We start from the raw sequence: 22240 nt of genomic DNA, 5'->3' as shown, positions 1-22240 counted from the left end.
CGAAGGCGCTCTAGGAGGTGTAACCGACGTCTTCCATGACGTCGACGATCGGCTCCCCGTCAGCCAGGAGCTGCGCCGCCCGGTGGGCGCGGACGGCGGCCACCCACTGGGTGAACCCCTGCCCCGTCTCCCGGTGGAAAGCCCGCGTGATGGTGCGCCCGGACACCCCGAGGGCGATGGCCCAGTCGGAAAGCGTGCGCTGGTCACCGGGCTCCGCCAGCAGCGCCTCCACCACCGGCGCCAGCAGCGCGCGTCCGGGATGTGGACGACGATGGCATGCGGGGCCGGTTCCAGCAGCAGGCGCAGCAGCGGTGTCACCTCCACGGGCACCGGCAGCTCCGCGATGGTGGCGGTTGCGTGGACGTCGAAGTGGGTGCTCCGCACCCAGGTGCCCGCCGGTGCGAGGCCGGCATGCTGCACCCCCGCTGGCTCCACAGGGCGTGCATCGGCGAGACGGTCCAGGTGCGTCGCCCCACGGACACGTGCGAGACCCCCTCCTGGTTCCAGATCAGCTCGTGGGTAAGGTGCGAGTGGTCCTCCCACCGGGTACGGGCGCTGAGGCGTTCCTCGTGGACCCGGATGGTGTGTGACATCCGGATCTCGCCGGCGGTGTAGCTCGGGAGCGTGCGGACTTCCGCGTTGTCAGTCACGGAGCGACGTCCAACTGGGTCCGGAGGATGTCCACCACCGCGGCCCGGGTGATGTCGGCGTGGTTGCGGCCGTCGGTGCCGAAGGCGCGCCGCCCGTAGTAGCCGCGGGGCCCATCGTGATTCATCGGCCCGATGATCCGCGTGGTGATGCGGCCCTCGCGCCGGGCCTTGCCCCAGGCGGACAGGGGCGCGGTCGGCCAGCGGCCGGGGAAGGCGACGGTGCCAAGGTGCTGGATGCGGTCCTTGCGGCCGCGCAGGTGCCACAGGTGGCTGATCCGGTCCAGACCCGGGTCGTCGCCGAAGATCCCACCCACCGAGATCACCGAGACGGGCACACCCAGACCGCTGAGGAACCAGCCGGCGCCGAGTGCCATCTGGCCGCCGCCCGAGAACCCGACGATGGTGACGGGCGTGCTGGTTCCGGGCACGTAGCCGTGCCGCTGCAGCGAGCGCCAGATCTCCTGCGCCAAGCCGATGTTGAGGGTGGGCCCGTAGCGGGGGTCGGCGGAGACGAGCACCTTGGCGATGTTGCGGATGTTGATCAGCAGGGGCACGAGCTTGATGGACCCGGCGCGGCGCCAGCGGTCCAGGCGGGACCAGATCCACACGGTGGTGCGCTGCAGCAGGCCGCGGTTGTCCACGGCGTAGGGGAACACGTCGGAGACCACCCGAACCTCGGGCAGGTCCTCGCGCAGCGCCTCCAGCCAGGCCTCCTCGCGCCCGGAGAGGCGGTCGCCGCCCACCACCCCGACCCCGGATAGGTAGACGACGTAGCGTCGGGCCGGGTCCTCCGCAGCGGCCTCGGGCGGCAGCAGTTCGAACGTCTGCCGCACCTCCTTCTCCCCCTTGTCCGTCCACCACCGCAGCGACTCCAGCGGCGAGAGCAGCACGAACAGCACGAGCAGCAGGACGAGGATGCCGAGGGCCCAGGCGATCACTTGCCCACCACCGGGATGATGGGCATGCCGCTGAGGATGTCCTGCGAGGTGGCCATGGTGGGCCGACCGGTGGCCAGGCTCCACAGCCGCGAGTAGAGCCAGTTGAAGGGGCGGTCCAGGAACCTCGCGAGCAACTGCATGACCACCCAGCCGGCGATGGTGAAGCCGAGCGCCCACGGCCAGGTCAGCTGGAACGTGACGCCCACGCCGAACCACAGCACCAGGAAGCTCCAGGCCTGCAGGACGCGCCCGATACCGAGGCCGAGGTGCGGCAGCGCCGTGATGAAGTTGAACGCGAGCGGCGCCAGGGCCAGCAGCGCAACGGCGATCAGCGGCACCAGCGGCAGGGGCCGACGCAGCGCCACCGTCGCCACCGCCCACGTGACCGCACCCTGGCTGGCGTACAGGAACGCGAGGGTGAGGAAGCTGAGCAGCAGGCTGGTGACCAGACGCAGCCCGGAGATCCTGTTGAGCAGCAGGATCGCGACGTGGCCCAGCATCGTGGACGCACCGGCGATCAGCGCCACGCCCAGGGCCGCCCACATCGTCGCCGACGTGTAGTCCCGGTAGAGCCCCGCCTCCAGTCCGAGGGCGGAGCGCAGCGCATCCAGGACGTCGATCATGTGGCTCAGCCTACGGCGGGACGGCACCGTGGCGTGGGAGGCTTTCGGGGTGGAACAGTTCTGGGAGACACTGCTCACCGCCCTGGCCGGGCTGGACCCGGCCGGGTACCTCGCACTGGTGGCCGTGGTGGCCGCCCTGTGCCAGTGGGGAGCTTGGCAGCTGCGGGTCCCGTCGATCCTGCTGCTGCTGGTGGTGGGCTTCGGACTGGGCCGGTTGGTCTCCCCCGACGAGGCGCTGGGCCGCGACGTCCTGTTCGGGGCGGTCACACTGGCGGTGGGGATCATCCTGTTCGAGGGCAGCCTCACACTGCGGCTGCGCGACGTGCGCGACCTCGGCCGTCCGGTGCTCCGCCTGTTCTCGCTCACGCCCCTGATCGCCTGGGCGATGATCACCGGCACCGCGTGGCTGCTCGGGTTCGCTCTCGAGGTGGCCCTCCTCGTCGGCGCCATCCTGATCGTCACCGGCCCCACCGTCATCGGCCCCATCCTGCGGATGCTGCGCCCCACCCGGCGCGTGGCGGCGCTGCTGAAGTGGGAGGGCATCGTCGTGGACCCGATCGGCGCCATCCTCGCCGTCCTGGTGTTCCAGGGCGTGCTGCTGGGCAGGGGCGGCGAGGCCCTGCCGCAGTTGGTGGGCTCCCTGCTGCTGACCATCGGCGTCGCGGCCGTGCTGGGGCTGGGCCTCGGCTGGCTGCTGGAGCAACTGGTGAAGCGCCACCTGATCCCGGACTTCCTGCACGGTGTGGTGGTGCTGTCGGTGGCCATCGGCTCGCTGGTGGCCTCCAACGCCATCCAGTCCGAGAGCGGACTGCTCACCGTGACGGTCCTCGGCATCTACCTGGGCAACCGACCCGAGCTGCACCTGCGCCACGTGCAGGAGTTCACCGAACACCTGCAGGTGCTGCTGGTGGGTGTGCTCTTCGTGATGCTGGCCGGTCGGATCGCGCCGGAGGCGGTGGCGGCGATCGCGCCGCGCGGCATCGTGTTCGTCGCCGTCCTGGTGCTGCTGGTGCGGCCCGTGAGCATCCTGGTGGGCCTGTTGGGCACCCCGGTGACCCGGCAGGAGCGGACGCTGTTGTCGTTCATGGCGCCGCGGGGCATCGTCGCCGCAGCCGTCACCAGCATCTTCGGGCTCGAGTTCCTGCACGCCGCCGAGGACACGGCTGCCGCCGCGGCGGAGGCCAGCGGTGAGGAGGCCGCTGCCCTGCAGCTGCGCGCCGAGGGCCTCATGGAACTGGCCGCACAGGCCGAGGAGCTGGTGCCGCTGGTGTTCTTCGTGATCGTGTGCACGGTGGCCATCTACGGCCTCGGCGTCGGCAGGCTCGCGGAGCGGTTGGGGCTGGCGACGGCTTCGCCGCAGGGAGTGGTGTTCGTCGGCGGCTCGCAGTGGATGGTGGATGCCGCAAAGGCGCTCGACGCGTCCGACGTCACCACCACGCTGGTGGCCCGCGACTACGGCAAGCTCGCCGGCGCCCGCAGGGCGGGACTGCGATCCGTCACGGCCAACATCCTCAGCGACTACGCCGTCAAGGACATGGAACTGCCCGGCATCAAGAGCCTCATCGCAGGCACTCCCGACGACGAGGTGAACGCCACCGCGGCGCGCGAGTTCGCACACGTGCTGGGGCGCGCCAACGTCTACCAGCTGGCCCGCGCCGGGTCCGCGGACCGCGTGCCTTCGTCACGCCGTGAGGCTGCCGCGCACCTGTCCGCCCGCACGAGCTTCCAGCCCGCCCGCACCCACGAGGAGCTCGGGCAACTGCTCGAGCGTGGCTTCACGATGAAGCGGACGAAACTCACTGCCGAGTTCACCCTTGCGGACTTCCGGGCCCAGCGCGGCGACGACGTCGTGGCGATGTTCACCATCTCCGATGGCGACGTGGGCGTGGTCACGCCCGAGACGAAGCTGGCCGACCAGGGCTACACCCTGGTGGCGCTGGTGCCGCCCCAGGTGTCGGGGTCCGAACCCGAGGAGTGACCAGCCGCGCGGACGGCCCTCCGGTACGGCATCGTTGGACCATGGTTGCCCCTCGCATCGACGTTGAGCCGTGGCGGATCAGCGAGTCGCCCGTGGCGCCGGACGCCCTGCCCGCCAGCGAATCGCTGTTCAGTCTCTCCAACGGTCACCTGGGCATCCGGGGCACGTTGGACGAGATCGAACCGCACGGGTTCCGGGGCACCTTCCTCGCGGGTGTCTTCGAGACCCATCCCCTGGCGTACCCGGAGCTCGGCTACGGGCACCCGCCGGAGGGACAGGCGATGATCTCGGTCGCCGACGGCACGCCCATCCGCCTGGCGGTGGATGGCGAGCCCCTGGACATCCGCAGCATCGAGCCGAGGACGCACCGTCGCACGCTCGACCTGCGTACCGGCGTGCTGGAGCGGCGGCTCGTGTGGCGCACGGCCTCAGGGATGACCATGGAACTGTGTTCGGAGCGGCTCGTCTCCCTCAAGGAGCCCTCGGTCTGCGCCACCCGCTACCGGATCCGTGCCCTCGATGGGACGGCCCACGTGGCGGTGCGCTCGGAGCTGGTGCTCGGGGCGAGCCCGCCGGAGGTGGACAGTGACGATCCGCGCGTGGCCGACGTGCTCGACCACCCGTTCGAGGTACGAGAGGTCAATTGCGACGAGACGGGCGGGGTCCTGAGTGCCGTGACCGGGCGCACCGGCATCACGGTGGGGGCCGCCGCGCAGCACCTCGTCACCGGTGCCGGCGACGTGCGGACCGAGTCGGTATCCGAGGACCATGTCGTGACCACGGTCACCGCGGAACTGGGACCGGGCGAGGCTCTAGAGGTGGTGAAGTTCCTGGGGCACGTCTGGTCCCGGGACACCGGCAACGACTCCCTGCTGGAGGCGGCCCGCACCGTCGTGGACTCGGGGATCGACCGCGGCTGGGACGGGCTCGTCGCGGACCAGCGCGCGGAGCTGGACGCCTGGTGGCGCGCCGCCGACGTCGAGGTGGACGGGGACGACGAACTGCAGCAGGCGATCCGGTTCAGCCTGTTCACACTGTTCACCAGCACGGCCCGCATCTCCCGGGCCCCGCTCGGCGCCAAGGGGCTGTCCGGGCTCGGTTACAGCGGCCACACCTTCTGGGACATCGAGGGTTTCGTGACGCCCGCCCTGACGCTGCTGTTCCCCGACGCTGCCGCACGCCTGCTCGCCTGGCGCGCCTCCACCCTGGACGCCGCTCGAGAGCGTGCACGCACGCTGGAGCTGAAGGGCGCCACGTTCGCGTGGCGGACCATCGACGGCCACGAGACGTCCGCGTACTGGCCCGCGAGCACGGCGGCGATGCACGTCAACGCCGACGTCTCGCGCGCCTTCTGGCTGCACAGCCATGTCACCGGGGCGCCGCTGGTGCCGATGCTGGGGTTGGAGGTGTTGGTCGAGACGGCACGGCTCTGGATGTCCATGGGCCACACCGACAGCGACGGCGGCTGGCACCTGTTCGGCATGACCGGCCCCGACGAGTACACCGGGGTGGTGGACGACAACGTGTTCACCAACCTGATGGCTTGTCGCAACCTCCTGCGCGCTGCCGACGCGTGCGAGGCCGAACCACAGGAGGCGACCAGGCTCGGGGTGACGGCCGAGGAGGTGGGAAGCTGGCGCGCGGCCGCCGCCGCGGTCCACATCCCGTGGGACCCGGACCGGCGGGTGCACCCGATGAACACCAACTTCACGACGTACCGGGAGTGGCGTTTCGAGGACAAGCAGGACTCCTACCCCGTGCAGGAGCACCAGCACTACGCGAAGTTCTACCGGCGCCAGGTGCTCAAGCAGGCCGATCTCGTGCTCGCCCTGTGGTGGTGCCGTGAGGACTTCACCGAAGAGGAGGTGGCGCGTGACCTCGACTACTACGAGGCTCGCACTGTGCGGGACTCGTCGTTGTCGGCCTGCATTCAGGCAGTGGTGTGCGCCCGGGCGCAACATCCGGACCTGGCGCTCAGGTACCTGCGCGAGAGCGCGCTGGTGGACCTCCGGGACCTGCGCGGGGACACCGCGGACGGGCTGCACCTGGCTTCCGTGGGTGGGAGTTGGCTGGCTTTCGTGAGCGGCCTCGGCGGGCTGCGCGAGGACCACGAGGACCTCGAACTCGCACCGCTGCTGCCGTCCGGACTGTCCCGGACCTGCTACCGCCTGACCTGGCGCGGACGGCTGCTCAGGGTGGAGACCACCCGCGGCGGGACCACAGTTTCGCTGCTGCGGGACGGGGACGGCCCCGTTGACGTCATCGTGGACGGCGCCCGCCTGACGGTCCGGCCGGGTGAGCCGGCCCGGGCATCGCTGCGCGAGCCCACGCCGCTGCTGCCCGAGCCGTCGCAGCCGGCCGGCCGCGAACCGAGGGCGTGACCCCCGGTTCCCACAACGACGTTTCAGCTGGCGTCGCGCTTGGCCTGCCGCTTCCTGCCCTTGGCGCTGGAGGCGGCGTCGCGGTTCTTGCCGCCCGCCTTCTTCTCGTGGCGTCGGGCCCTGCCCTTGCCCTTCTTGCCGCCGGACTTGGCTGACACGTCGGGGCCGGAGCCGCGCTTCTTGCCGGCCTGGGTCAGCCGCTCCGCCTTGAGCTCCTCGGCGGCCTCGTGCGCGACGAAGGCGAGACGGCCCGAGACGATGGACAGGGCCTCCTCGAACCATGCGGCGCGCAGCCGCGCCTTGGCTCCCTTGGGTGCGGCCGCGCCACGGCCACCGGCAGTGGCAACCCGCTCGGCTCCGCTGCGTCGGTAGTTCTTGAGGTGCTTGTTGCGCGCACGGCGAACGCGCTTGTGCAGCGCCAGCAGCTCTTCCTCGTCCAGCTTCGCCAGACGCTTGGGCTCGATCTCACGCATGAGGTCGAGCTCGGACTTCTTCAGTACCCAGAGGAAATCTCCCATTCCCTCATCCTCCCAACGGGATCCGTGCGGCGTAGCAGGGGTGCGAACTTTTCCGGGACCACCCGTTCGCTAGCATGCGGCGCCGAACTCGCCCGCGAGCCGCTCCACCACGTCCGCGATGGCTGATCGCAGGTCCGAGTGCTGCTTCCGCAGCGCGGAGGCCGGGTCGCCCCAACGCTGCGGCGGGTACAGCCACACGGGTTTCGCAACCACCTCCGGGGGCTCCCATTCGTAGCGCGGCCACACGTGGGCGTGCAGGAAGGCGTCGGTGTTGCCGAGGATCTCGACGTTCACGCGCCGGAAGTCCGGGTCCAGCCGCTCGCACACCGTCTCCACGGCGGTGGCCACCAGGTCAACGTCGGCCAGGTAGGCCACCCGTTCCGGCCTGGGCAGGTCCGTGAGCCGGTCCACGCCCCGGCGCTTCGTCAGCGCCAGGCTGTAGCCCGGCAGGAACTGGACGTCCCCGATCACGGCGAACGCATGCCCGAGTTCGGCCATCACGGTCGGATTGCGTCCCTCGAGGGCTGCCCCCACGCGGTCGATGCGCCAGTCAGTCATTCCACATCCTTGTCCTGCAACTCCTTGCGGAGGAACAGCTCGCAGGCCTGGTCCGGCAGGAACAGCGCGCCGCAGTCCTTGTAGCCGCGCCTGCGGTAGAAGTGCTGCGCTTCCTCGTCCGACTGCGTCGATGTGAGCACGAACGTGTGCCCGCCCGCGCGCATGCTCGCCTCCCAGGCGTCCATCAAGCAGCCACCCAGCCCCCTGCCCCGCCGCTGCTCCTCCACGCAGAGCATGTTCAGGAAGGGGATCTCGTCCCAGAACAGGTTCCACCGCAACCAACCGGAGAGCGTGCCCTGCTCCTCGAGCACGGTCACCCGGCCGGCGGAGACGAGCTGAGCCATGGTTTGCGAGTCCGGGTGTCGGTCGGTGGCGATCAGGAAACCGAGATCCCCCGACGTCGCCGGGCGCACGGTCGACGACTTGTCCATGGCAGCAGCCTACGGTCTCGACGGGTTCCCGAGCCTGACTGTGACAGAGTGAGTGCATGGACACCGGAGCAGCCGACAACGCAGCCATCACGGATCTCGCCGCAGCCCACGACCTGACCATCCGGCCCGAGACCATCTCGGTCAACGAACTGGGGCTCGACTTCCGCGTCGCCATCGCGGCGGCGACCGACGGCCAGGAATGGGTCTTGCGGATCCCCCGCCGGGCCGACGTCACCGAGCGCGCCATCGTCGAGGGGCGGCTCCTGTCCGCGGTGGCACCACGGGTCGACGTAGCGGTCCCGGACTGGCGGGTCCACACCCCCGAGCTGATCGCCTACCCCCTGCTGCCCGGCGAGCCGGGCCTCTCGATCAGCGCCGACGGCACACCAGAGTGGCACTTCGACGTCGAGTCCCAGAGGTTCGCCACCTCACTCGGGGACTTCCTGGCGCAGTTGCACGCGGTCCCCGCCGAGGAGGTCGCCGACACCGGCGTCGAGACGCGCACGCCGGCCGAGTCCCGACAGGCAATCCGGGACGACATCGCGAAGGTCTCGGCGGAGTTCGAGGTCTCCCCCGACCTGTTGGAGCGGTGGCGGACCTGGCTCGCCGACGACCGTTACTGGCCCGAGTGGTCCACCCTCACCCACGGCGAGATCTACCCGGCCCACCTCCTGCTCACCGGCGAGGAGATCATCGGGGTGCTGGACTGGACCACGGCCAGTATCGGCGACCCGGCGAAGGACTTCCTGTTCCACCGCGCCACCGTCTCGGACAAGGCCTTCGACGCCACCGTGAAGCGCTACGTGGAGCGGGGCGGCCGGGTCTGGCCGATGCTGTCCGAGCACTGCGTGGAGCTGTACTCCACCTCGGCCGTCAACTACGGCATCTACGCCCTGGTTACGGGCGCCCCGGAGCACCGGGAGGCGGCCGCGGCCCAGCTGCGTTCCCCGTCCGCCTGACGGTTCCCGGCGAGTCGCCTCACACCGAGGCGAGCTCCGGCCCGGCCGCTGAGGCCGTTGGCGGCGGACTTCTCCGACTTGGGGACGGCGCCCAGGATCAGAGCCGGCATCGCGAGGGTGGACAGGGCGTAGCCGAGTGCCATCACGAGCGCGCCGGAGGCCAGCGTCGTCCTCGCGCTGAAGCGGTTGGTGATGCGGGCCCCGACGGGCGCACCCCCACCCAGCGCCCTTGGACACCGCGAGCAGGAGCGTGACCAGTCCGAGACCGAGGCCGACGGCTCCGACGAAATCGAACCGAGCTGCGGAGCGCGCGGAGCGCTCAGGCGCGGGGATGAGGGTCTGGACAAGCACTGCGATCAGCATCGATCCACCCGCCATCACCCAGAAGCAGGATCCGCCAGGACCCGAACTGCGCGACGGCAGCAGCGAACGGCAGGCCGACGGGACCACCGATGCCCAGCGAGGAACTCATGAGAGCGATGGCGCCGGCCGTGCGCTCCTTGGGCAGGAGGTCGTGCAGCAGCGAGATGCCGACGGGGATGAACCCGGTGGCCAGCCCTTGCAGGCCGCGTCCGATGACCATCATGGGCAGGCCCACCGACAGCGCGCAGACGACGGAGCCCAGCACCAGCGGCACCAGCGAGGCCATCATGATCAACTTCTTGCCGAACATGTCTGCCAACCTGCCCGCCACCGGCGTGACCACTGCCCCCACCAGTAGCGTCACCGTGATCACCCACGACGTGTCCGCGGCCGGCGCGTCCAGAATCGTCGGCAGCGAGGCGATCAGCGGGATCACCAGGGTCTGGGTCATCGCCACGACGATGTCGGCCGCGGCCAGCAGCGCGATCAGGGCGTTGGGACGGATGGCGGGGCGCGCGTCGGCGGCCCCAAGACCATTGGGGAACTCTCCGAGATCACCCGGCTCACCGTCTCCACCCTCACGCGCCAGACCGCCACCATGGTCAAGGAGCGGCTCGCCGAGCACATCCTCGACCCCGACGGTTCGATCGCCCGCAGGCTCCGCATCACCGAACGCGGCATCGAGGCGCTCCAGGAGGAACGGCTCGCCAGCCGCAGGCTCGTGGCCGACATCCTCTCCGAGTGGAGCGACGAGGAACGCCGAACCCTGGCCACCATGCTTGAGAAGCTCAACGACGCCATCGAGAAGCGCTCTGGCGGGGTGTGGCCACAACCCACCGAGGAACAGTTGCGCGCGGCGGGAGAACCGAAGTGAGGATCACCGTGGTGGGCGGTTCCAAGGGCACCGGCGCAAGGCTCGCCGCGCTGGCACAGGACGCGGGTCACGAGGTCACCGTCGTCTCGCCAGCGGTGCCGGCGATGCCGATGTCTGCGCCGCGTTGTGGGTGACGCCTCGGAACCGGCGGTGGCCGCGGAGGCGGTCGGGCATCGCTCTGCAGCTCGAACAGGTCTTCGGCGTCATCCGCGGTGAACGGGCGGAGCCGGAGCCGGTGGGTTTCCAGCGTCGGGGTGGGCAGTTCCATGCCATCCAGCCTTGCAGGCGCAGCGGTCAGTTGGCGTATGGTGAGACCGTGATGACCAGCCAGGCCCCCGTCGGCCGTTCCCGGATCGGCGAACTGGTCGTGGTCTGATCCGCGCTCCTCCTTGCCCGTGAGTGATCCCGAACCCACTTGCGAGACAACCAAGGAGAAAGCATGACAGCACGCTTCAACCACACCATCATCGCCTCCGTCGACGCCGCCGAGACCGCCGCGTTCTACCTGGACCTGCTCGAGGCCGACGAGGCACCGCCCTGGGGGCCGTTCACCAACATCCAGATCGGCGACGGCATCCTGCTGCAGTTCGCGGCCCCGCCGATGGAGTTCCCGCCCCAGCATTACGCCTATCTCCTCGACGATGCCCACTTCGATCGCGCCTACGCGAAGATCACCGAGCGTGGGATCGAGCACTGGGCCGACCCCCAGCGGGCCCGCCCCGGCGAGACCAACACCGAGCACGGTGGCCGCGGGGTCTACCTGCTGGACCCCTCGGGCCACTACTTGGAACTGATCACGCGCCCCTACGTGTGAGGCGTGCGGCTAACCTGACCGGATGGTCGACGTCGGTCCCGGGCACACCCATCGCGATGTGGACGAGTTCCTGCGCGAGCGGGGATGGACATGGCTCGGGGCCGGCGACTGGGCGTACGCGCTCCTGTCGCCCAGGGGCGACGCCGTTGCACGCATCAGCCCCTTCGACCCGGTCGGGCCGTTCACGGCCACCCTGTACGAGGAGGCCAGGGCCACGCGACGGGTTCCCGTTCTGCGGCACCACCAACGCCTGGTGGGAGGGGGTGACTTGCAGGTGATGGAGCGCCTCACCGAAGTGCCCGAGGCCGAGGCCGTCGACTTCCTGGGGCGCCTCACCGCACCCAGCCCGGAGCTCAAGGCGCTGTTCGAAGTGGTGTCGCGGGTCCATTCGGAGGCCAGAGCGAAGCTCCCGTGGTGCGGGCCGCTCGACGAGAACCCTTCCAACGTGATGCGCACCGGCGACGGCAGGCTGGTCCTCATCGACCCCTACTACGCCGACGGTCCCAACCTCTACGCCATGGCGCACTCCGACCCCGAGACCTTCGTCACGCTGCTGGCAGCGGATGAGCGGAGGTTCATGACCGAGATCCCACTCGCCGCCTCCGGGCCGTGGCATCAACAGGATCGCGACGCCCTGCTTCGCCGGCTCCGCGCGGCCGACGAGGCCGCCCACTAGCCCCTCGACGCGGCGCTCCCGATCCCGAACTCCACCACGTCCCCGCGCACGGAGACCTCGGCGTGGGCTAGATCCGGCACGACGAGGTCCGCGTCGAGGCCGTCGCGATCGTGGGAGGTGCACACGGCCAGGACCGTCGCACCGGCCGCCCGGCCCGCCGCGATGCCCGCCGGGGCGTCCTCCACGACCAGGCAGCGGGTGACGTCGACACCCAGCAGCGACGCCGCCTTCCGGTAGCCCTCGGGGTCCGGCTTGCCGGCGGCGACGTCCTCGGCGGCGACGAGCACCTCTGGCACCGGGAGGCCCGCAGCGGCGAGTCTGGCGCGCATCAGTTCCTGGCCGCCCGAGGTCACCGCCGCCCAGCGGTCCCTCGGCAGCCGTTCGAGCAGCTCTCGTGTTCCAGGGAGCGCGACGACACCGTGGAAGTCCGACAGTTCGAGGGCGTCGAGTTCGGCCACACCCGCAGCCACCTCGTCGAGCCCGACGAAGTCCGCGATCGTGTCCTCGCTGCGATGGACCTGCTGAACAGTTTCCGGGCCACGGGCGCCGACGCGCCCTTCGGCGATCCCCGGCGCGCGCACCACGGAGTGGCGATGGAGGGCTACTTCTGGCGAGTGACGGATCCCGCGACGGGGCGGGTGCTGATCGCCCTGTGCGGCGCCAACGTGGGTCCGCGGGGCCCGTGGTCGACGGTGGGGCTGGCCGCCTGGCCCGCCGGGTTCGTGCGCACCGCTGCCGTCGACGGCGCCTGGACCGACCCGGACGGCCTGGGGGTCCGGGGCGGCACGGGACCCACCTTCGAGGGCGATGACGAGGCGCTGCGCGTGGACCTGGGCCCCGACGCGCGGCTGGACCTGTCCTTCGACCGGCTCACTCCCTGGCCGCGCCGGGTGTTCGGTGGCTCCAGCGTGTTCCAGTCGGTGCCCGGCCTGAACCAGTACTGGCACCCGTGGCTGCTGGGCGGCAGGGCGTCGGGCACCGCCACCGTCGGCGACCAGACCTGGCGGTTCACCGACGCTCAGGTCTACGGGGAGAAGAACTGGGGCCGGGAGGGCTTCCCCGATTCCTGGTGGTGGGGACAGGCGCAGGGATTCGACGAGCCGGGCGCGTGCGTGGCGTTCGCCGGCGGTCTGGTTACCGCCGGCCCGATGCGGGTGGAGATCACCGCCCTCGTCGTGATGCTCCCCGACGGCCGGGGCATCCGTCTGGGTGACCCGCTGGTGAGCCCGGTGCGCACCCACACGAGCTACGAGCACTGGCAGCTGTCCGGCCGCGGTTTCGGCTGGCGCATCGACGTCACGGCCACTGCCCCACTGGACCAGGCTTTCGTGCTGCCCGTCCCCCTGCCGAGCGAGCACCGCAACGTTCCCGGAGACCTCGAGCACCTCGTCGGAGACCTGGAGGTCCGTGTTCGCCGGTTCAACCGGACCGTCTGGTCCGGCCGGACGTCGCTGGCTGCGCTTGAACACGGTGGACTGGACCGGGCCCGGGCCGAGCTGCTGCGCCGCGGCCTGGACCCCACACTCCCCTCGGCGGGACCCGGCCCTAGCGTTCGCGGCCGGTTCGGATGACGTAGTCGCGACGGATGCCCGCGGTGGCCCGACCCCACTCGCTGTCCCGGACCCGCGCCTGGTGCGCGTCGAAGGCCGTCTGGTCCTGGAACTCCTCGGAGACCAGCCACACCAGCGGGTCCTGGGTGGCTTCCACGAGGAAGTGGAGGCATCCCGCCTCCGCCCTCGTCAGTTGGAGATGGCGCGGCAGGTGCCGGCGGACGGTGGCGGCCTCCTCGTCGTCGGCGCAGATGAGCTTGCCGGTGAGCGTGACGACGGCCTCGTACTTCATGCTGCGATGCTAGCGAGGCGAGGAATAGACTGCCCCGATGACGGACTTGGCATGGCTCGCATCCTGATAACCGGCATGTCCGGGGCCGGGAAGACCACCCTGCTCGACGAGCTCTCCGCCCGGGGACACCACACCGTCGACACCGACTACGACGGCTGGGAGCTGTCGGGAAGCCTCTGGGACGAACCGAGGATGAGCGAGTTGCTCGCCCGCCACAACGATGTGGTGGTCTCAGGCACCGTCGAGAACCAGGGAAAGTTCTACGACCGATTCGAGCACGTCGTCCTGCTGAGCGCGCCTGTCGATCTGCTCATCGAACGAGTCGCGAAAAGGACGAACAACCCCTATGGCCGCACGCGCGCCCAGCAGGAGGAGATCCGCCGGTACGTCGACGAGGTCGAACCGTTGCTCCGGAAGGGCGCGAGTCTCGAACTCGACGGCCGGCAGCCGGTCAGCGCGCTGGCCGACGCCATCGAAGCACTCCACCCGACGCGCTAGCCATCCGCGCTCACTGCGTCCTGACGAGCCAGTCGGTCAGGACGGTCACCCAGTCGTCGAAGGCATCGAGATGGGCGTCGTGACTGCCGGCCCTGAGGTCCGACCTTGCGGTGGCGGGTCGGCGTCGGATGAGCTCGTCCTTGTCGCCGGAGGAGAACATGCCGTGCGCGGCGAACACGGCAAGCGCCTCGGCTGTGCGGCGCAGTTCCCGTGAGCTGCCCGCCAGGCCATGGAGGAGCAGCACCGTCGGCCCGTCCCCGCCCAGGTCTGTGACAGCGATCGACACGTCATCCCGGTGCACGTGGCACAAGGCGGTCATTCGACCGGAAGACCGTCATCGGTGAACAGCACGCCCTCCGCTTCCAGCCGCCTCCGAGCAGCGTGGTGCACGACGCCACGCTTCTTGCGGTCGGGCTCGAGGAGCTTCAGGAGTGTCGTGCGGGAGGTGTTGGAATGCTCCGCCACCGAGATTCTGGTGCTCCAGAACTTGTCTTCGGCGAACCTGTCCAGGACGGCCGAACTGGCGTGGGCGTTCGCAGCGGCGACGTTTCGAATCGCTTGGTTCGGGTCCGTGTAGAACACCTCGAAATCCGCATCGGTTCGGGCTGAACGAGCCAGCGCGTAACGGCGCTCCTCGTCGGCCTTCTCCTCCGGAGTCTTCCGCTTCCCCATCGGACTTCCTCCGTATGCTGGCAACGATCCGCCCTGCACTCTACGCGGCACTTGGTGCGGCCTCGGGGAGTAGGGTCCTGAACATGGCCCCAACTCGCGCCGTCCCGCTGTTACCCTGCGCCGACATCGACGGGATCGAGCCGTTCTTCGCGGCCCTGGGGTTCCGCACCACCTACCGCCAGACGCGCCCCAACCCGATCCTCAGCCTCAGGGGTCACGGCTTCGACCTGCAGTACTACGGACTGGAGGGTCACACCCCGGAGTCCTCGCACAGCTCATGCCTCGTGATCGTCGAGGACACGGGGCAGATCTGGGAGGAGTTCGCTGCCGGGCTCCGCGAGGCCTACGGCAAGCTGCCTGTCGCGGGTTTCCCTCGGATCACCAGGCCGCGCGCCCGCAAGAACGCCGATGGGGTGAGCGGATTCAGCCTCGTCGACCCGGCTGGGAACTGGCTCCGCTTCTTCCGGGACGGAAACCCGGAGCCGTCACCTCCCGAGACAAGCCGGTTGGGAGAGGCCCTCCAGAACGCGGTGGTGCTCGCCGACAGCAAGGGGGACGAGGCCCAGGCGGCCAAGATCCTCCGGGGCGCGATCCAGCGCGCAGAGTCCGACGATCCAGCGCTGGGTGAGGCTCATGGCTTCCTCGACGAGCTCACCGAGCGCCTGTCCTGAAAGATCCTCACCATGACAACCATTCTCGAGGCGTGGGAAGCCGCCGTCGCCGAGCGGGCACTCGAACTCGGCCTCGACGAGGCCCGGTAACGCTCTGGCAGCAGCTGCACCACCCCCGGCCACCACGTAGGGCGGCGCCCGGCCGGGCGGTCGCAGAACCGTGATCAGCTGGCGGCTGCCCTCCCATGGCGCCAGTAGCCGACGAAGTCCACGTTTCGCTTGGGAATCCCACGCTCCCCGATGAGGTGGCGGCGCGCACCGGTGGCGAGCGCGGACTCGCCGATGGCGTGCGCGTGCACAACACCGTCGGGCAGCGTTGCCGCCTTCAGCGCACTCAGGGCGAGCTCGCCGGGCCGACCATGCGCATCGGGCGACTCGTCGCGATGGATCCACGTGATCTCCATCGCGGCCGGCGTCGGGAAGTCCTGGCGATCAGCCGCAGAGGGGACCTCGATGATCGCGACCCCTCGCGCGGTGTCCGGGAGCGAGCGGCAGATGCCCGCGATTGCGGGCATCGCCGTCTCGTCACCGATCAGCAATGTCCAGTCATGGGGGTGGTCAGGGGTGAAGCCGATGCCCTGGTCCAGGAAGCCGACGCGCTCCCCCGGTTTGGCGTCGAGCGCGAACTGGGCTGCAGGTCCGATGCTCCCGTCCTCCCCACCGTGGATGACGAAGTCGACGTCCACCTCGCCCGCGTCGGGCCGCGCGTCACGCAGCGTGTACGCACGCACCCAGGGACGGCGCGCCTTTGGCGTCGCGAGGTACTGCAGGTACCAACCGATCTCGGTGGTCCTGGTGGGAAGTTCCAGCGCGTCCTGCCCGTGCCGCGTGAAGAGGAGGCGGCACCAGTGGTCTGCGCCGCGCGCTTCGAGTCCCTCCAAGCCACCCAGTGTCACCCGGACGACGTTGGGACTGATGAGTTCCGTTCGCGTGACGTGCGCAATCATGAACTGGCGGTCGACTGGTGTGTTCTTCTTCCTACCCACACAGGCAAGGCTAACCTGACAGCTGAACCTCATCACCACTGAGGGCGAAGTCGAGCACGACGAAGGAGGGCCCATGGCCGAAGATTCGCGCAACTGGCTGGACTTCATCGTGCTCGGCCACTCACCCGACGGCGCCACCGGCTGGCCGCACCCGGTCACGATCAGCGTTCACCCGCGCGGCAGGACAACGCTCCTCAACTTCTCCGTGGGGCCCCACGCCGCCAACGTGGGCGGCCAGATCCCCGTCACACGGGTAATCCTCGATGGCGGGCTGAACGAGTCATTCGCCGAGGAGTTCGACGCCTGCGAGGCCCGGTGGCTCGTGCCTCACCTGGCAGAGCTTGTGGATGGCGTGAACGTCACCGCGACCGACCTGATCGGGGCGTACCAGTCGAAGTTCGGCCACCGACCGAAGGCTGAGCGGGCAGCCGACATCACCTTCTGAGTTGGGTCACCTGCACCGGCTACGCTCGACGCATGGAGCAGTTCCGGATCGAAGGCGCCCGGATCACTACGATCGCCGACCTCTACGACCAGTTCAACGCGCAGCTCATGGAGGACGCCGGGTGGCGCATGGGCACGAGCCTCGACGCTCTGAACGACGTGCTCTACCGGTTCCACGGGGGCACCCCCGAAGCTCCCGCCGCCGAGCTCATCTGGGCGGATCATGCCCAGAGTCGCAGCACCCTGGGATTCGAGGCCACTCGGGATTGGCTCGAGCAGAAGCTCACACGACCTGATGCCTTCAACGTCGAGGGAGTCCAGCGCCAGCTCGACAACTTGCTCGCAGGCGTCGGCCCGACGTACTTCGACTTGGTGCTCGAGGTATTCGCAGATCACCCCGGTGTGCGGCTCACCCTGAGCTGATCGGAAGCCCTGGGCGGCTGGACGCCGGGAACATTCGCGTCGACGCCGTGGTCGCCGACGGGTTGCGGCACCATTCGTTACTTCTCGCCTTGCACCTATGGGCACCCCCTGTTCCGGAATCTATGCAGGGGTTTCGCAAGGGGTCCGGTTTTGGGCTCTTCGTTCCGACGTCTTCGGTCAAAAATCCCAGAGCTCGCCAAGTCGGCACGGGGCCCGTCGCCAACTGACGTCGACACGACACGTTGAAGTGGAACTCCACCGAGTTCCGGTACAGAGCAACCTCTGATGGAGTTCGGCTCGACCGCACCATGTAGGGGAAGGGCATCACAAGCGTCAGTCATGAACCGATGTCGAGCGCCTCGCCCCACCCCGCGTCCACGAGGACCCGCTGCAGAGCGTCAGCGGCGCTGACCGTGGCATCGAATACTGACTCATCCAAGGCGGGGACCCGGTCCGCACTGCGGTACCAGGACGCGACATCGGCCTCCGACACCTCATCGGCCAATGCCTTCGTTCGATGCCGTTCGAGCGTCTCATCGAGGTCGAGTTCATAGCAGTAGCAGCGAGTCAGACCAGCATGATCTTTTCGCAGCTCAGCGAGCATCTCGCCATAGCTCTCGGAATGCAGGAGGCCTTCGATCACGACGTCGAGACCGTTGTCGAGCGCGAACCGCGCCGACAGATCGATGTACGGCACGCTCAACGCACCCGGATGGTCGCGAACGTGGAGGATCTCTCGCCGAAGCACGTCATGGCCGATGATCGCCACGCCGCGCGGACGCGCAGCTCGGATCGCCTGCGCCAAATGCGACTTCCCGCTGCCCGAGTTCCCGCGGATGATGATCAGACGAGAACTCTCAGAGCCGGTCACCCCAGAGGTCATGCGACCTGCAACGGCGTGATCGCGGCAACCTTGTCGCGCAGTGCACGGCGCTCGAGCCGCAGCTCGTAGTTCGACTGCAGGTTCATCCAGAACTCCTCGGAGGTCCCGAAATAGCGCGCCAGACGGATCGCCGTGTCTGCGGTGATCCCCCGCTTGCCGTGCACAATCTCGTTAATCCGGCGCGGCGGCACACCGATCGACACGGCCAGCTTGTTCTGCGTGATTGCGAAGCCCTCGATGAAGTCCTCCATCAGGATCTCTCCCGGGTGGATCGGCTCAATCAGGTCAGCCTCAGTGGTAGTCGACGAGTTCGACATTGTCCGCACCTCCCTCTCTCCAGACGAAGCAGAGACGCCATTGCGCGTTCACGCGGATGCTGTGCTGCCCGCGTCGATTGCCCACCAGCCGCTCCAGGCGGTTGCCCGGCGGGACCCTGAGGTCTTCGACATCCTGCGCCGCATGGATCAGCTCGAGCTTCCGCAAGGCCGCCCGCTGCACCGTCCGGTCAACGCGCTTGACGTACTGCTCATGCCAGATGCGCTCGGTGTCCTTGCTGCCGAACGATCTGATCACACGACCAGTATATAACGAGATCCGTCAATGACGCTAGACGTTAAACCGGGACTCCACGACGTATCGTTCGACATCTGCGGCGATCTGTTCCCCACTCCTGCCCGACACATCGATCGCCACGTGGACATCAACCCACGGCGCGACCTCCCGCCCGGCCACCTCGGGCCAGGTCGGCTCGACGACATGCGTGAAGCCTCGATCACGTTCGTGGAGCCGCGACGCGTGGCCGATGGTGTCGCTCATCGTCAAGACGACCCAGCACAATCCCGCGTCCGCTGAGTCGGCCGCTCGACGCCAGGTCTCACGCGCTGGCTCGCTGTCATTGACGGCATCCACCACGACCGTCCGACCGGTCCGCAGATTCAGTTCAGCCATCGCGCGAACCGCTTCGTAGGCGGCGACGCCCGTCTCCCACCCGTGCGGGAAGCCCGCACCGAGCAGGGCTTCCTCGACCGGGTCGATGGACAGACGCGTCGCGCCGAGACGAGCACCGACGAGGTCAGCGACGGTCGTCTTGCCCACGCCGGGCAGCCCAGAGATCACGATGAGCATCAGATGCCTAACTGTGACGGAACTCCACCACGTCGCCGTCCTGCATGACATAGTCCTTGCCCTCGAGGCGCACCTTGCCGGCGGCCTTGGCAGCGGCCATGGAGCCGGTGGCAACCAGGTCTTCGAAGCTGACGATCTCAGCCTTGATGAACCCCTTCTGGAAATCGGTGTGGATCACACCAGCGGCCTCGGGGGCGGTGGCGCCCTTGGGGATGGTCCAGCCGCGCGACTCCTTGGGTCCGGCGGTCAGGTAGCTCTGCAGGCCCAAGGTGTCGTAGCCGACGCGGGCGAGCACTTCGAGGCCGGGCTCCTCGACGCCCATCTCCTCCAGGAAGTCCCTGGCCTCGTCCTCGTCCATCTCCACCAGTTCGGACTCGAACTTGGCGTCGAGGAAGATCGCCTCGTTGGGGGCGACGACCTTGCGCATGCGGGCCTTGAGGTCCTCGTCGCCCAGCTCGTCCTGGTCGCAGTTGAACACGTAGATGTAGGGCTTGGCGGTCAGCAGGAACAGGTCCTTGAGCTCGTCCAGGTCCAGGCCGGCGGCGCGGACGCCCTTGCCGGATTCGAGTGCTTCCTTGGCGGCCTGGTACGCGGCGAGCTTGGGCTGCGACTCCTTCTTGATCCGCGCCTCCTTCTCGATGCGCGGCAGAGCCTTCTCGACGGTGGCGAGGTCGGCCATGATCAGCTCAGTGGTGATGGTGTCGATGTCATTTGCCGGGTCGACCTTGCCGTCGACGTGGATGACGTCCTCGTCCTCGAACACACGCGTGACCTGGCAGATGGCGTCGGCCTCACGGATGTTGGCCAGGAACGCGTTGCCCATGCCCTCGCCCTGGGAGGCGCCCTTCACGATGCCGGCGATGTCGACGAAGCTCACCGTGGCGGGCAGGATCCGCTCGGAGCCGAAGATCTTAGCCAGCTGCGGGAGCCGATCGTCGGGGACACCGACCACGCCAACGTTGGGCTCGATCGTCGCGAACGGGTAGTTCGCGGCGAGCACCTCGTTGCGGGTCAGGGCGTTGAAAAGGGTCGACTTGCCGGCGTTCGGGAGGCCGACGATTCCAATAGTGAGTGCCACAACAGGGCAGTGTACGCGGTTCGAGCACGCAACAGCACCGGCGGCAGGTCGGTCAAAGGAGCGGGAGCTCGAACACGTCGTCGTTCATCAGGACCGATCCCACCTGCATGGTCTTGCTTCCGACGATCCCGAACCCGTGCTTCAGGTAGAAGCGGCGGGCGCGGATGTTGGCCACGTTCGTGGCCAGCCAGATGGAGTCCGCCCCCAGCCGCGACGCCGCCGCGTCCTTCGCAGCCTCCATCAACGGTGCCGCGACGGAGCCACCGTGCGCCCCGGGCAGCACGTAGAACTTGGACAGGTAGGCGCTGCGGGCACCGGTCACGCCGAACCCTCCCTCCGGAGTCACCTCGTCGGCGCCGATCATCAGGACGTAGCCGTCCAGGGGGCCGCCATCGGCCTCGTGGACCAGCACCACCCGGGTGGGTTGAGCCACGTGCGCCGCGAACTCTCGCTCGTTCAACTGGGTGGCGATGAAGTCCGCGACGTCGTCCGGGTCCGTGCCAGGCGGGCAGGCCAGGGGGAACGTCTCGGCTGCCAGCTCCGCCAGCGCCGGGACGTCGGCCGCGGCAGCGAACCTGGTTCCCATCAGACCGCCCAGTACCCCGCCAGCGCGCGGGCCATCAGGTGCGGGTCCTCGACACCACACATCTCACGGGCCGAGTGCATGCTGAGCAGCCCGATCCCGACGTCGACGGTGGTGATCCCCAGCCGCGTGGCCGTGATGGGGCCGATTGTGGAACCACAGGGGATGGCGTTGTTGGACACGAACGGCTGCGTCGGCACCCCTGCCCTCTCGCACGCGTCCAGCCAGATGGCACCACCGACGGCGTCAGTGGCGTAGCGCTGGTTGGCGTTCAGCTTCACCAACGGCCCCCTGTTGGGCAGCGGCTTGACCACGGGGTCGTGGTGGTTGGGGTAGTTGGGGTGGACGACGTGGCCGGTGTCGGCCGAGACGCACGAGGACCGGGCGAGCATCGCCCGCGTGCCGTCGACGTCGAGGCCGGCCGCGGAGGCGATCCGGACCAGCACGTCCTCGAGGATGGGGCCCGCCGCACCCGACGTGGTGGCCGAGCCCACCTCCTCGTGGTCGAAGGCGGCGAACACGGGGACATGGCGGCCCTGCTGGGCGGACTCCATGGCAGTCAGCGCGGCGTGGGTGTTGGCCAGGTTGTCGAGGCGGCCGGAGGCGAAGAACTCGTCGTGCAGACCGAACCGGGCCGGGGCGGCGACGTCGAAGCAGTAGAGGTCGTGCAGCGCGACGTCGGCGGGCTGGATCCCGGCCAGTTCGCACAGGTGCTTCAGCAGCCCACCGCGGGGCGCGAGCGAGAGCACCGGCTGGGTGTGGGTCTGCTTGTCCAGCTTCAGTCCGTCATTGACGCCGCGGTCCAGGTGGACGGCCAGCTGCGGGACCCGGGCGATGGGACCGGTCCGGACGAGGTGCTCCTGCCCGTCCTTGGTGACGATCCGGCCGGCGATGCCGAGCTCGCGGTCCAGCCAGGAGTTCAGCAGCATCCCTCCGTAGATCTCGACCCCCACCTGGCTCCAGCCGGCGCTGGTCAGCAGCTCCCCGGGCTTGACCTTGAAGGCCGGGCTGTCGGTGTGCGTTCCGACGACGCGGAATCCGGCATCCTCGGAGAGCTCACCCGGCTGCAACCAGGCCACGATCGCGCCGTGGCGGACGATGAAGAACTTGCCCCCGCCCCGCGGGAAGGCACCCTTCTCGTCCACCCTCAGGAACCCTGCCGCCTCCAGTCTGGACGCGGCCGTGGCGGCGGCGTGGAACGAGGTGGGCGAGGCGACCACGAAGTCTGCCAGGTCATCGAGGTGTGCGGCGGCGTCGTTGAACATGGGAGCC

General features: G+C 69.1%; 32 protein-coding genes. 12 read left to right on the top strand and 20 right to left on the bottom strand.

Translation table 11 applies throughout. The features are described 5' to 3' along the window. Window positions 1-10: 10 nt before the first annotated feature. Window positions 11-232: a helix-turn-helix domain-containing protein gene (locus ACYU7G_RS09125; RefSeq protein ID WP_461106969.1), complete on the bottom strand. Its 222-nt coding sequence runs from the start codon at window positions 230-232 to the stop codon at window positions 11-13. Between the two features lie 29 nt (window positions 233-261). Here ACYU7G_RS09125 and ACYU7G_RS09120 point away from each other — a divergent pair, with 29 nt between their 5' ends. Beyond that, complete coding sequence (locus ACYU7G_RS09120) at window positions 262-615, top strand: hypothetical protein (protein WP_461106967.1); 354 nt, start codon at window positions 262-264, stop codon at window positions 613-615. 31 nt (window positions 616-646) lie between these two features. Here the strand turns inward: ACYU7G_RS09120 and ACYU7G_RS09115 are convergent, their stop codons facing one another. Then, on the bottom strand, window positions 647-1588 hold the full coding sequence (locus ACYU7G_RS09115; RefSeq protein ID WP_461106965.1) for a hypothetical protein: 942 nt from the start codon (window positions 1586-1588) through the stop codon (window positions 647-649). Next, complete coding sequence (locus ACYU7G_RS09110; RefSeq protein WP_461106963.1) at window positions 1585-2211, bottom strand: hypothetical protein; 627 nt, start codon at window positions 2209-2211, stop codon at window positions 1585-1587. Before ACYU7G_RS09110 ends, ACYU7G_RS09115 begins: the two co-directional genes overlap by 4 nt. Between ACYU7G_RS09110 and ACYU7G_RS09105 the strand changes: the two genes are divergently transcribed. Further along, entirely contained in the window at window positions 2210-4189 is a 1980-nt protein-coding gene (locus ACYU7G_RS09105) for a cation:proton antiporter (RefSeq protein ID WP_461106961.1), read from the top strand. The genes ACYU7G_RS09110 and ACYU7G_RS09105 overlap by 2 nt on opposite strands. A gap of 41 nt (window positions 4190-4230) precedes the next feature. After that, window positions 4231-6570 carry a glycoside hydrolase family 65 protein gene (locus ACYU7G_RS09100; RefSeq protein WP_461106959.1) on the top strand — a complete coding sequence of 780 codons (2340 nt, stop codon included), beginning with the start codon at window positions 4231-4233 and terminating at the stop codon, window positions 6568-6570. A gap of 23 nt (window positions 6571-6593) precedes the next feature. Here ACYU7G_RS09100 and ACYU7G_RS09095 read toward each other — a convergent pair whose 3' ends face one another. From ACYU7G_RS09095 to ACYU7G_RS09085, 3 genes are all read right to left on the bottom strand, one after another. Further along, window positions 6594-7088, bottom strand: coding sequence for a hypothetical protein (locus ACYU7G_RS09095; RefSeq protein WP_461106957.1), 495 nt, complete (start codon window positions 7086-7088; stop codon window positions 6594-6596). Between the two features lie 69 nt (window positions 7089-7157). Next, entirely contained in the window at window positions 7158-7646 is a 489-nt protein-coding gene (locus ACYU7G_RS09090) for an HIT family protein (RefSeq protein ID WP_461106955.1), read from the bottom strand. After that, complete coding sequence (locus tag ACYU7G_RS09085; RefSeq protein ID WP_461106953.1) at window positions 7643-8077, bottom strand: GNAT family N-acetyltransferase; 435 nt, start codon at window positions 8075-8077, stop codon at window positions 7643-7645. Before ACYU7G_RS09085 ends, ACYU7G_RS09090 begins: the two co-directional genes overlap by 4 nt. 56 nt (window positions 8078-8133) lie before the next feature. Here ACYU7G_RS09085 and ACYU7G_RS09080 point away from each other — a divergent pair, with 56 nt between their 5' ends. Further along, a complete protein-coding gene (locus tag ACYU7G_RS09080) occupies window positions 8134-9036 on the top strand; it encodes a macrolide 2'-phosphotransferase (RefSeq protein ID WP_461106951.1) in 903 nt (300 codons plus the stop codon). Window positions 9037-9355: 319 nt separating this feature from the next. Here the strand turns inward: ACYU7G_RS09080 and ACYU7G_RS09075 are convergent, their stop codons facing one another. Further along, window positions 9356-10024 carry an MFS transporter gene (locus tag ACYU7G_RS09075; protein WP_461106949.1) on the bottom strand — a complete coding sequence of 223 codons (669 nt, stop codon included), beginning with the start codon at window positions 10022-10024 and terminating at the stop codon, window positions 9356-9358. Between ACYU7G_RS09075 and ACYU7G_RS09070 the strand changes: the two genes are divergently transcribed. Next, window positions 9998-10273, top strand: a complete 276-nt coding sequence (locus tag ACYU7G_RS09070) for a hypothetical protein (RefSeq protein ID WP_461106947.1) — start codon at window positions 9998-10000, stop codon at window positions 10271-10273. The two genes, ACYU7G_RS09075 and ACYU7G_RS09070, sit on opposite strands and share 27 nt — an antisense overlap. Window positions 10274-10340: 67 nt before the next feature. Here the strand turns inward: ACYU7G_RS09070 and ACYU7G_RS09065 are convergent, their stop codons facing one another. Then, on the bottom strand, window positions 10341-10541 hold the full coding sequence (locus ACYU7G_RS09065) for a GNAT family N-acetyltransferase (RefSeq protein ID WP_461106945.1): 201 nt from the start codon (window positions 10539-10541) through the stop codon (window positions 10341-10343). 171 nt (window positions 10542-10712) lie between these two features. Between ACYU7G_RS09065 and ACYU7G_RS09060 the strand changes: the two genes are divergently transcribed. Then, window positions 10713-11087 (top strand): VOC family protein, encoded by a 375-nt coding sequence (locus tag ACYU7G_RS09060; protein ID WP_461106944.1) that lies wholly within the window; start codon window positions 10713-10715, stop codon window positions 11085-11087. 22 nt (window positions 11088-11109) lie between these two features. Next, the gene (locus ACYU7G_RS09055) at window positions 11110-11763 is read left to right on the top strand and encodes a hypothetical protein (protein ID WP_461106942.1); all 654 of its coding nucleotides are present in this window, start codon (window positions 11110-11112) and stop codon (window positions 11761-11763) included. Here ACYU7G_RS09055 and ACYU7G_RS09050 read toward each other — a convergent pair. Next, entirely contained in the window at window positions 11760-12221 is a 462-nt protein-coding gene (locus ACYU7G_RS09050; protein WP_461106940.1) for an HAD-IA family hydrolase, read from the bottom strand. The genes ACYU7G_RS09055 and ACYU7G_RS09050 overlap by 4 nt on opposite strands. On the opposite strand from ACYU7G_RS09050, the gene ACYU7G_RS09045 reads away from it, so the two are divergent. Further along, on the top strand, window positions 12183-13334 hold the full coding sequence (locus ACYU7G_RS09045) for a tocopherol cyclase family protein (RefSeq protein WP_461106938.1): 1152 nt from the start codon (window positions 12183-12185) through the stop codon (window positions 13332-13334). The genes ACYU7G_RS09050 and ACYU7G_RS09045 overlap by 39 nt on opposite strands. Here ACYU7G_RS09045 and ACYU7G_RS09040 read toward each other — a convergent pair. Further along, window positions 13309-13605, bottom strand: a complete 297-nt coding sequence (locus ACYU7G_RS09040; protein ID WP_461106936.1) for a putative quinol monooxygenase — start codon at window positions 13603-13605, stop codon at window positions 13309-13311. The two genes, ACYU7G_RS09045 and ACYU7G_RS09040, sit on opposite strands and share 26 nt — an antisense overlap. 51 nt (window positions 13606-13656) lie before the next feature. Here ACYU7G_RS09040 and ACYU7G_RS09035 point away from each other — a divergent pair, with 51 nt between their 5' ends. Then, window positions 13657-14103, top strand: a complete 447-nt coding sequence (locus tag ACYU7G_RS09035) for an AAA family ATPase (protein WP_461106934.1) — start codon at window positions 13657-13659, stop codon at window positions 14101-14103. A 10-nt stretch (window positions 14104-14113) separates the two neighbouring features. Here ACYU7G_RS09035 and ACYU7G_RS09030 read toward each other — a convergent pair whose 3' ends face one another. Then, complete coding sequence (locus ACYU7G_RS09030; protein WP_461106932.1) at window positions 14114-14389, bottom strand: alpha/beta fold hydrolase; 276 nt, start codon at window positions 14387-14389, stop codon at window positions 14114-14116. Between the two features lie 29 nt (window positions 14390-14418). Then, complete coding sequence (locus ACYU7G_RS09025) at window positions 14419-14775, bottom strand: hypothetical protein (RefSeq protein ID WP_461106930.1); 357 nt, start codon at window positions 14773-14775, stop codon at window positions 14419-14421. Window positions 14776-14858: 83 nt separating this feature from the next. On the opposite strand from ACYU7G_RS09025, the gene ACYU7G_RS09020 reads away from it, so the two are divergent. Further along, the gene (locus tag ACYU7G_RS09020) at window positions 14859-15446 is read left to right on the top strand and encodes a VOC family protein (protein WP_461106928.1); all 588 of its coding nucleotides are present in this window, start codon (window positions 14859-14861) and stop codon (window positions 15444-15446) included. A gap of 164 nt (window positions 15447-15610) precedes the next feature. Here the strand turns inward: ACYU7G_RS09020 and ACYU7G_RS09015 are convergent, their stop codons facing one another. After that, window positions 15611-16432, bottom strand: coding sequence for a siderophore-interacting protein (locus ACYU7G_RS09015; RefSeq protein WP_461106926.1), 822 nt, complete (start codon window positions 16430-16432; stop codon window positions 15611-15613). A gap of 73 nt (window positions 16433-16505) precedes the next feature. Here ACYU7G_RS09015 and ACYU7G_RS09010 point away from each other — a divergent pair, with 73 nt between their 5' ends. Together ACYU7G_RS09010 and ACYU7G_RS09005 are read left to right on the top strand one after the other, a co-directional pair. After that, a complete protein-coding gene (locus ACYU7G_RS09010; protein ID WP_461106924.1) occupies window positions 16506-16877 on the top strand; it encodes a hypothetical protein in 372 nt (123 codons plus the stop codon). Window positions 16878-16909: 32 nt separating this feature from the next. Then, window positions 16910-17299, top strand: coding sequence for a barstar family protein (locus tag ACYU7G_RS09005; protein ID WP_461106922.1), 390 nt, complete (start codon window positions 16910-16912; stop codon window positions 17297-17299). A 337-nt stretch (window positions 17300-17636) separates the two neighbouring features. On the opposite strand, the gene ACYU7G_RS09000 is transcribed toward ACYU7G_RS09005, so the two are convergent. The 7 genes from ACYU7G_RS09000 to ACYU7G_RS08970 are packed head-to-tail and all read right to left on the bottom strand — an operon-like array spanning window position 17637 to window position 22233. Next, window positions 17637-18182 (bottom strand): AAA family ATPase, encoded by a 546-nt coding sequence (locus tag ACYU7G_RS09000; protein WP_461106920.1) that lies wholly within the window; start codon window positions 18180-18182, stop codon window positions 17637-17639. Beyond that, the gene (locus ACYU7G_RS08995; protein ID WP_461106918.1) at window positions 18179-18499 is read right to left on the bottom strand and encodes a HigA family addiction module antitoxin; all 321 of its coding nucleotides are present in this window, start codon (window positions 18497-18499) and stop codon (window positions 18179-18181) included. The genes ACYU7G_RS09000 and ACYU7G_RS08995 overlap by 4 nt, the downstream gene beginning before the upstream one ends. Continuing rightward, complete coding sequence (locus ACYU7G_RS08990; protein WP_461106916.1) at window positions 18474-18755, bottom strand: type II toxin-antitoxin system RelE/ParE family toxin; 282 nt, start codon at window positions 18753-18755, stop codon at window positions 18474-18476. Before ACYU7G_RS08990 ends, ACYU7G_RS08995 begins: the two co-directional genes overlap by 26 nt. Before the next feature lie 33 nt (window positions 18756-18788). Next, window positions 18789-19307: an AAA family ATPase gene (locus tag ACYU7G_RS08985; protein WP_461106914.1), complete on the bottom strand. Its 519-nt coding sequence runs from the start codon at window positions 19305-19307 to the stop codon at window positions 18789-18791. Window positions 19308-19314: 7 nt separating this feature from the next. Beyond that, window positions 19315-20385 (bottom strand): redox-regulated ATPase YchF, encoded by a 1071-nt coding sequence (ychF, locus tag ACYU7G_RS08980; RefSeq protein ID WP_461106912.1) that lies wholly within the window; start codon window positions 20383-20385, stop codon window positions 19315-19317. Window positions 20386-20437: 52 nt separating this feature from the next. After that, a complete protein-coding gene (locus ACYU7G_RS08975; RefSeq protein WP_461106910.1) occupies window positions 20438-20971 on the bottom strand; it encodes a GNAT family N-acetyltransferase in 534 nt (177 codons plus the stop codon). Then, window positions 20971-22233, bottom strand: coding sequence for a M18 family aminopeptidase (locus ACYU7G_RS08970; RefSeq protein ID WP_461106908.1), 1263 nt, complete (start codon window positions 22231-22233; stop codon window positions 20971-20973). The genes ACYU7G_RS08975 and ACYU7G_RS08970 overlap by 1 nt, the downstream gene beginning before the upstream one ends. Window positions 22234-22240: the final 7 nt, after the last annotated feature.

The organism is Tessaracoccus terricola (genome assembly GCF_054776555.1).
This window is presented reverse-complemented; position numbering and strand designations above follow the sequence as displayed.

Coding starts and splice junctions, on each gene's coding strand:
- ACYU7G_RS09105 (WP_461106961.1), top strand. CDS start 2,210: ATGTGGCTCAGCCTACGGCGGGACGGCACCGTGGCGTGGGAGGCTTTC.
- ACYU7G_RS09110 (WP_461106963.1), bottom strand. CDS start 2,211: ATGATCGACGTCCTGGATGCGCTGCGCTCCGCCCTCGGACTGGAGGCG.
- ACYU7G_RS09100 (WP_461106959.1), top strand. CDS start 4,231: ATGGTTGCCCCTCGCATCGACGTTGAGCCGTGGCGGATCAGCGAGTCG.
- ACYU7G_RS09095 (WP_461106957.1), bottom strand. CDS start 7,088: ATGGGAGATTTCCTCTGGGTACTGAAGAAGTCCGAGCTCGACCTCATG.
- ACYU7G_RS09090 (WP_461106955.1), bottom strand. CDS start 7,646: ATGACTGACTGGCGCATCGACCGCGTGGGGGCAGCCCTCGAGGGACGC.
- ACYU7G_RS09085 (WP_461106953.1), bottom strand. CDS start 8,077: ATGGACAAGTCGTCGACCGTGCGCCCGGCGACGTCGGGGGATCTCGGT.
- ACYU7G_RS09080 (WP_461106951.1), top strand. CDS start 8,134: ATGGACACCGGAGCAGCCGACAACGCAGCCATCACGGATCTCGCCGCA.
- ACYU7G_RS09070 (WP_461106947.1), top strand. CDS start 9,998: ATGGTCAAGGAGCGGCTCGCCGAGCACATCCTCGACCCCGACGGTTCG.
- ACYU7G_RS09065 (WP_461106945.1), bottom strand. CDS start 10,541: ATGGAACTGCCCACCCCGACGCTGGAAACCCACCGGCTCCGGCTCCGC.
- ACYU7G_RS09060 (WP_461106944.1), top strand. CDS start 10,713: ATGACAGCACGCTTCAACCACACCATCATCGCCTCCGTCGACGCCGCC.
- ACYU7G_RS09055 (WP_461106942.1), top strand. CDS start 11,110: ATGGTCGACGTCGGTCCCGGGCACACCCATCGCGATGTGGACGAGTTC.
- ACYU7G_RS09040 (WP_461106936.1), bottom strand. CDS start 13,605: ATGAAGTACGAGGCCGTCGTCACGCTCACCGGCAAGCTCATCTGCGCC.
- ACYU7G_RS09035 (WP_461106934.1), top strand. CDS start 13,657: ATGGCTCGCATCCTGATAACCGGCATGTCCGGGGCCGGGAAGACCACC.
- ACYU7G_RS09025 (WP_461106930.1), bottom strand. CDS start 14,775: ATGGGGAAGCGGAAGACTCCGGAGGAGAAGGCCGACGAGGAGCGCCGT.
- ACYU7G_RS09020 (WP_461106928.1), top strand. CDS start 14,859: ATGGCCCCAACTCGCGCCGTCCCGCTGTTACCCTGCGCCGACATCGAC.
- ACYU7G_RS09010 (WP_461106924.1), top strand. CDS start 16,506: ATGGCCGAAGATTCGCGCAACTGGCTGGACTTCATCGTGCTCGGCCAC.
- ACYU7G_RS09005 (WP_461106922.1), top strand. CDS start 16,910: ATGGAGCAGTTCCGGATCGAAGGCGCCCGGATCACTACGATCGCCGAC.
- ACYU7G_RS09000 (WP_461106920.1), bottom strand. CDS start 18,182: ATGACCTCTGGGGTGACCGGCTCTGAGAGTTCTCGTCTGATCATCATC.
- ACYU7G_RS08995 (WP_461106918.1), bottom strand. CDS start 18,499: ATGTCGAACTCGTCGACTACCACTGAGGCTGACCTGATTGAGCCGATC.
- ACYU7G_RS08985 (WP_461106914.1), bottom strand. CDS start 19,307: ATGCTCATCGTGATCTCTGGGCTGCCCGGCGTGGGCAAGACGACCGTC.
- ACYU7G_RS08975 (WP_461106910.1), bottom strand. CDS start 20,971: ATGGGAACCAGGTTCGCTGCCGCGGCCGACGTCCCGGCGCTGGCGGAG.
- ACYU7G_RS08970 (WP_461106908.1), bottom strand. CDS start 22,233: ATGTTCAACGACGCCGCCGCACACCTCGATGACCTGGCAGACTTCGTG.